Raw genomic sequence first — 6,712 nt, 5'->3', positions numbered from 1 at the left:
TTAATGAAATTATTTAACAGGTAATACTGCTCCATTCCATTTTTCTTTAATGAATTTTTGAGTATCTTCAGATTTTAAAGCTGCAACAAGTTTTTTAACAACAAGTTTGTCTTTGTCCCCTTCACGAACAACAACGATGTTTGCGTATGGGTTGTCGTCTGTAGCTTTTTCTACTAATACTGGCTCAGTTGCTGCGTTTAATCCTGCATCAACAGCGAAGTTAGCGTTAATTGAAACTAGGTCACCTTCACCATTTTGGTAGAATTTAACCATTAAAGCTGGATCATTTTCGTAGCTGAATTGTAATTTTTTAGGGTTTTCAGCGATATCATCGAAAGTAGCTGTTACTGGGTCTACACCATCTTTAACTTTTACTAATCCTTCAGAAGCTAATAATTTAATTACGCGTCCCCATTCAGATTTGTTGTTACTTACTAATACTTTAGCACCTTCTTTAAGGTCTTTAACGTTTTTAACTTTTTTAGAGTATAATCCAATTGGCTCTAAGTGGATTGCACCAGCATCTTCAATTTTGTATCCATTTTCTTTAATAGCATTTTTTAAGAATGGTACGTGTTGGAAGTAGTTAATGTCGATTTCTTTATCGTTTAACGTTTTGTTTGGTACATAGTAGTCTTGGTATGTAATGATGTCTAATTTGATTCCTTCTTTTTCAAGTTGAGGAGCAACGTGCTCTAATAATACAGCGTGAGGTACGTTAGTAGCTCCAACTTTTACTGTTACAGGTTTGCTAGGATCTAGTTTATCAACATCGATACCTTTTTTCTCAGTTTTTGATGCGCTTGAGCATCCAATTAATACGATTCCAAGTATGAAACTTGTTACTAAAAATAATAATTTCTTCATTATATAATTTTCTCCTTTTGATTTTATTATTTATTTTTGGGTTTTGCGAATTTTATGTAAAAAAAATCACCCTTACTCTCCTAAGAGAATAAGGGCGAAACTAATTTCACGGTACCACCTTACTTTTTCGTAAACTACGAACTTTACCACTACAACGTCTATGCATCTAGAATATACACGAGATAGTGTGCGTTTGTAACGTAACGCCTACGAAAAAAGCTTGTGTTTTAAAACTCACTTTTTTTACCATTCAAACCATTTTCCTCTATAATCTGCATTGTGTGCTTTCACCTGCTCACACTCTCTGTAAAAGTTCCTATAAAGTACTTATTTGAATATCGGTAATTTTTAACTTGACTCTATATTATCATTAGCAAATAAAATTGTCAACACTTTTTTTGAATTTTTTTAAAAAATTTTTTGAAAATTCATGAATATTTACTTTTTCATTTACATAAATGACTATCTCTTCTTACAATTCTTTGTTTATTATTTTTTTTAACCACTGATCTATTATTTCTACAGTTTTATCTCTATATTTCGGAGCCTCATACATATGGTCTGATCCTTCTATAATACTTAACGTCGAATTTTTATATTTTTTTGCTGTTGCTTTTGCTATATTTGGATGTACCATTTTATCCTCGCTACCAGTTATTACTAATACAGGTTCAGTTACTTTTTCAAAATCAATATATGCACCTTTTTGCTTATCTAAAAATGGTAATGCCATTTGGAAATATGTAAAACCTGATTCCGGAACTAATTTAGAAAATTCTCTTTCTTTATCCGCTTCATCTTGATTATTCATACAATAATCATAGAAGGCATGTTTATAAGGTGGCATAGATTTTTTCCAGAATCCCCAACGTAGAAAATGTTTATAGAAACAAATTACCATACTTGGATAGAAAGCGAAAATTCCTGCTGCTGGTGCAGTTCCCATTAAAATAAGCCCCTTAGTCTTTGTCCTCATAGCAACTTTCTGAGCAATAAGTCCCCCTAAAGAGTGCCCCAATACAATCGGAGCTTCATCTAAAGTTTCTATCAAATCTACAATATCATCCGTAAACTCATCTAAACTAACATCTGCTACCTTTTTCTCCACCTCTTCATAAGGTAAATCATGATACCTTAGAGTTGGAGTATATACATTTAAACCTAATTTTTCTAATTCATTAACAAATTCTCCCCAAACACTTCCGTCACACCATGTACCATGTATCAATACTATATTTGTCATAAAATTTCCTCCTACTTTTATTTTAGCATTCTTTTTTTCACACTAATTATATAACTTATATTTATATTTATCAATTGATAATAAAAAGTAGAACAAAAAATTAATTTAACTCTTTGTTCTACTATTATTATCATACCTTAAAAATTATCAAGGAATGATTAAACTTTGGAGGCTAATTTTAGAATTGTTCGATCATTTCACGAACAGTTTTTTCAATATTATCTGAATATGAGATTGCTGATATAATAGATACACCATCGACATTTGTTTTCATAACATCTTTAATATGTTGTGTCTGAATACCACCGATTGCCACTAATGGCATTTGTGGTAAAAATCTTCTCATCAATTCTAGTCCTTCATAACCTATAGCACCACCAGCATCATCTTTTGATTGTGTGACATATACAGGTCCTACACCAACATAATCTACATATTCAACTTTGGATTGTTTAAATTCTTCTTCATTTCCTATAGAAAGACCTATTATTTTATTAGGCATTAATTTTCTAATTTCATCAACACCTAGGTCATCCTGTCCTACATGTACTCCGTCAGCATCTATTTCTAATGCTAACTCTATATCATCATTTACAATAAATGGGACATTGTATTTTTTACAAAGATCTTGTAGTTTTATTGCTAATTCTACTTTATCCTTACCATCTAAGGCTCCTTCACCTTTTTCACGAAATTGAAATAAAGTTATTCCACCTTTTAAAGCATCTTCAACTACTGTATATAAGTCCTTACCTAAGCAAGTAGTAGTTCCACATATAAAATATAATTTTAATAGTTCTTTATTAAACATAATTATTTCACCTTTTTAAATGTTTCAATATCTTTATCAGTGATTTCATATAACGCATTAATAAATTCGACTTTGAATGTTCCTGGTAAATGTCCATTAGGACGTTTTTCTGCCATTTCCCCGGCAATATTATATGCTAGCATAGCTGTTTCTAATGATTTTAATTCTTCACCTTTCTCTAATCCAATAAAGCTTGCTAGAACTGCTCCTAATAAGCATCCTGTACCAATAACTTTAGGCATCATTGCACTTCCGTTATGAATAGTAACTACCTCACCATTAACAGCGATAGCGTCAACTTCCCCAGTTACTACTATAGGGATATTATACTTAGCATTAGCTGCTAAGGCAATTTCATCAATATTATCTACTCCAGCACTATCAACTCCCTTAGAAGCTACATTTATACCTACTAAAGATGCAATTTCTCCAGCATTTCCTCTTATAGCTGCTAATTTGTAATTGTTAATTAAATCATCTGATACTTTTTTTCTATAAGCTCCTGCTCCACAAGCTACAGGATCTAATACTGCAGGTACATTATATTTTTCAGCTATTTTAAGTGCCTCTTGATATAACTTCCAAGTTTCATCTGTTAATGTACCGATATTAATTAATAATCCTCCAGCATATTTTAATAAATCTTCTAAATCTTCTGGATATTCACTCATCGCTGGTGATGCTCCTAGTGCTACTAATCCATTTGCTGTGAAATTTTTAACTACATCATTTGTTATACAAATTACTAATGGTGCTTTCTCTTTTAATAATTTTAAACTTGTCATATTTATAAATCTCCTTTAAATGCTATATGATTCACAGGTCCATTTCCATGACCTAGCTCTGGTGTATATTTTATTGCTGCTGTAATGAACTTTTTCCCTATATCGACAGCTTCAATTATACTTTTTCCTTTTGCTAATTCTGCAGCAATAACAGCTGAGAATGTACAACCTGTTCCATGTGTATGATTAGTCTTAAATCTTTCACTAGTCCATACTTTTTTAGTTCCATCATTTAAAAATAAATAATCTTTCGCTTCACCTGTTAAATGTCCACCTTTTATAACTACTGACTTACATCCAACTTCATCGATAATGAACTTTCCTGCACGATTAACATCATCTTCTGTTAATATTTTAAAATTAACAATCTCTTCTGCTTCAGGTACATTTGGTGTAATAATAGTCGCTAGTGGTAATATCTCTTCTTTTAAATGTTTTCTTGCAACATCATCTATCAATTTATCTCCACTTGTTGCAACCATAACTGGATCAACAACATAAGGAACATCTTTTGGTAAATACTGCTTAATTAATTTCATCATATCAGCATTTGCTATCATTCCAGTTTTTATACTATCAGGTGTTATATCATCAAAAACACTTTTTAATTGTGCTTCTAATATATCTAAGTCTAGATTTCTTATCATTTGAACACCTAACGTATTTTGTGCAACGACACTAGTAACTACAGCCATTCCATACACTTCTCGTGCTTGAAAACTTTTTAAATCTGCCATAATTCCTGCTCCACCCGTTGGATCAGTTCCTGCAATAGTTAATGCAATATTTAGTTTACTCATGCCCTATACCTCTAAATCCCAACGTTCTTGTGTATAAGCCATATTGAAGAAACGACGTTCATGTTCACAACTTTCTAAGAAGTTTTTAATAAGTCTTTGTTTACCTTCTTCACTCATAAATTCAGCTTCACGGTTAATAATTTTGTGATACTCAGTAAGTACTTCATCTACTAAGCCATCAGCATAAAACTCAACCCAGAATTTTAGTGGGTGGTCTTCAGCTAAATTGTGATTAGCTAAAATCTTTCTAGCTACCATTTTATAAATCCATGGACATGGCGCCATTGCGCTTAAAGTTTCTGCCATACCGAATGCAAATGCATTATAGTACATATGCTTTATATAATGGTCTGCAGATGGATACCACTCTCCGCCTTTAATAATTTCTTGATAATCTCTCCCTATGTAATCTGCTAAGTTCTTGTGAGCAGCAATTTCTTCGTTTAATACAAAATTAATCTGACCTAAGAAAAAGTTTTTTTCAACTTTATCATTACTTTTTGCTAAAAGAATGGCATAAATATCGCTAAAATTTTCTAAATAAAGTGCATCAGCTTTCAGATAGTGCTCTACTGCTTTCTCTGATAAATCAGCACGAATTAATCCTTGAATAAATCCATCATTATATATTTTATCGACAATTGGTAATGCCTTCTCTTCCATAATTTCAGTAATAAGTTTCATAGGTATATCCCCCTAAATATATTTAATTTTAGTATAAAATAATATCACTTATGATAAATAAAAAAGTCCCCTTACTAACGTAAGAGAACTCTGAAACATATATTACTCATAGTATATTTTCCAATTATGTTGGATTAATTCTATTTTGAAAATATTCACGTTTCCTACGCTAGCATTATCTAGATCAGGTCAAAGGGTCTAACTATGTTATCTCAGCCTACTGGCTCCCCCAGTGATTTTACTCTATTCACTTTTTAAATCGTAGCATAGAAAAAATAAAATGTCAACAATTTAGTTTAAGGGTTTACAAAAATTATATAATTATAAATTACATTTAAATCATAGAACTTTTTATAATAATATTTTTTTATATTTTAAAATTAACCTCTTTCTAAATATGGCGAATTTGTGAAATTAAATTGAAACTTTATTGTAAATTTCTAGTATTTTAAATTTTAAATGAAATTAGTTATCATTTTTCCCTTTATTAATTGACACCTTTGTATTATAATAGTAATGATAAATTTTATAATCACAAAATTCAATTTTTAAGGAGACATTAATATAATTATGAAGAATAAAACATTATTAAAAGTTCTTTCTGCTTCTGCAATTTTCACTGCAATCGCAGCAATAGAATCTTATGATCACAATGCATTCGCTACTGAAGTTGCAGCAACTGCTAATAACACTCAAAGCGATGTAGAAACAAAAACAGTTCCTCAAGATATTAAGAACTTACCAGATGGTACATACGATATAAAGTCAGTAGGTGAGAAAAAGAATGTAGAAGCTCTGCACTTCTCGCAAGAAGATAAAGAATCAATGGCTGCATCTGGATTAGATACTGAAAAAACAAAACTAGTAGTTAAAAATGGACAATACTCTGTTAATGTCACTTTTAAACCAATTGAAAAAATTGGGTTTAGTGGATATTTAGGGGATTTAAAATATTATGACGGTAATAAGACTCATGCAACTCGTTCAGAGATAAAAGATAGTGATTTTAAAGATACAACAATCATTGAAAATTATTCAGAAAATGAAAAAGATGCTTTTATAGATGTATACAAGAAAAAATTCCCTGGACGTAAGGTTTATCCAAAAACTTTATCTTACAATGTAGATAAAAATAAAATCGACGCCAACAATAAACTAGAAACATTCACTCAAGTATTTGTACCGGTTATGGAGTCTATATTCCCAGGTGCAGGTACTCAGCGTATGATTCTTAAATACGATTTAAGTTCTCTAACAACAAAAACAATAACTGTACCTAAAGTAGATACAGAAAAACTAGCTAAAGAAAAAGCTGAAAAAGAACGTATCGAAAAAGAAAGATTAGAAAAAGAAGCTGCTGCTAAGGCTCAAGCTGAAAAAGAAAGACTTGAAAAAGAAAAAGCTCTAAAAGCTGAAGCTGATCGTCTTGAAAAAGAAAGATTAGAAAAAGAAGCTGCTGCTAAAGCTCAAGCTGAAAAAGAAAGACTTGAAAAAGAAAAAGCTCAAAAAGCTGAAGCTGATC

The 6,712-nt window shown here is 31.0% G+C and carries 6 protein-coding genes, 1 pseudogene and 1 riboswitch; of the genes and pseudogenes, 1 reads left to right on the top strand and 6 read right to left on the bottom strand.

Translation table 11 applies throughout. The features are described from left to right. Positions 1–9: 9 nt before the first annotated feature. The 6 genes from O3884_RS08855 to tenA all read right to left on the bottom strand — a co-directional run bounded on the left by O3884_RS08855 (position 10) and on the right by tenA (position 5,190). The gene (locus O3884_RS08855; RefSeq protein ID WP_371453010.1) at positions 10–867 is read right to left on the bottom strand and encodes a MetQ/NlpA family ABC transporter substrate-binding protein; all 858 of its coding nucleotides are present in this window, start codon (positions 865–867) and stop codon (positions 10–12) included. A gap of 472 nt (positions 868–1,339) precedes the next feature. Then, on the bottom strand, positions 1,340–2,110 hold the full coding sequence (locus tag O3884_RS08850; RefSeq protein ID WP_371453008.1) for an alpha/beta fold hydrolase: 771 nt from the start codon (positions 2,108–2,110) through the stop codon (positions 1,340–1,342). Positions 2,111–2,288: 178 nt separating this feature from the next. Beyond that, the gene (gene thiE, locus O3884_RS08845) at positions 2,289–2,921 is read right to left on the bottom strand and encodes a thiamine phosphate synthase (RefSeq protein WP_299324646.1); all 633 of its coding nucleotides are present in this window, start codon (positions 2,919–2,921) and stop codon (positions 2,289–2,291) included. Between the two features lie 2 nt (positions 2,922–2,923). Further along, positions 2,924–3,706, bottom strand: a complete 783-nt coding sequence (gene thiM, locus O3884_RS08840; protein WP_371453006.1) for a hydroxyethylthiazole kinase — start codon at positions 3,704–3,706, stop codon at positions 2,924–2,926. A 2-nt stretch (positions 3,707–3,708) separates the two neighbouring features. Then, entirely contained in the window at positions 3,709–4,506 is a 798-nt protein-coding gene (gene thiD / locus O3884_RS08835; RefSeq protein WP_371453004.1) for a bifunctional hydroxymethylpyrimidine kinase/phosphomethylpyrimidine kinase, read from the bottom strand. Between the two features lie 3 nt (positions 4,507–4,509). Next, complete coding sequence (tenA, locus tag O3884_RS08830; RefSeq protein WP_371453002.1) at positions 4,510–5,190, bottom strand: thiaminase II; 681 nt, start codon at positions 5,188–5,190, stop codon at positions 4,510–4,512. A gap of 143 nt (positions 5,191–5,333) precedes the next feature. Beyond that, positions 5,334–5,431, bottom strand: a riboswitch (TPP riboswitch). Positions 5,432–5,760: 329 nt separating this feature from the next. Between tenA and O3884_RS08825 the strand changes: the two are divergent. Then, positions 5,761–6,712 (top strand): annotated as a pseudogene (locus O3884_RS08825) (hypothetical protein); the annotation flags it as partial.

The organism is Gemella sp. 20925_1_85, assembly GCF_041433735.1.
GTDB lineage: Bacteria > Bacillota > Bacilli > Staphylococcales > Gemellaceae > Gemella.
Note: the sequence above shows the minus strand (reverse complement) of the source record. Positions and strands in the feature narration are given on the sequence as shown.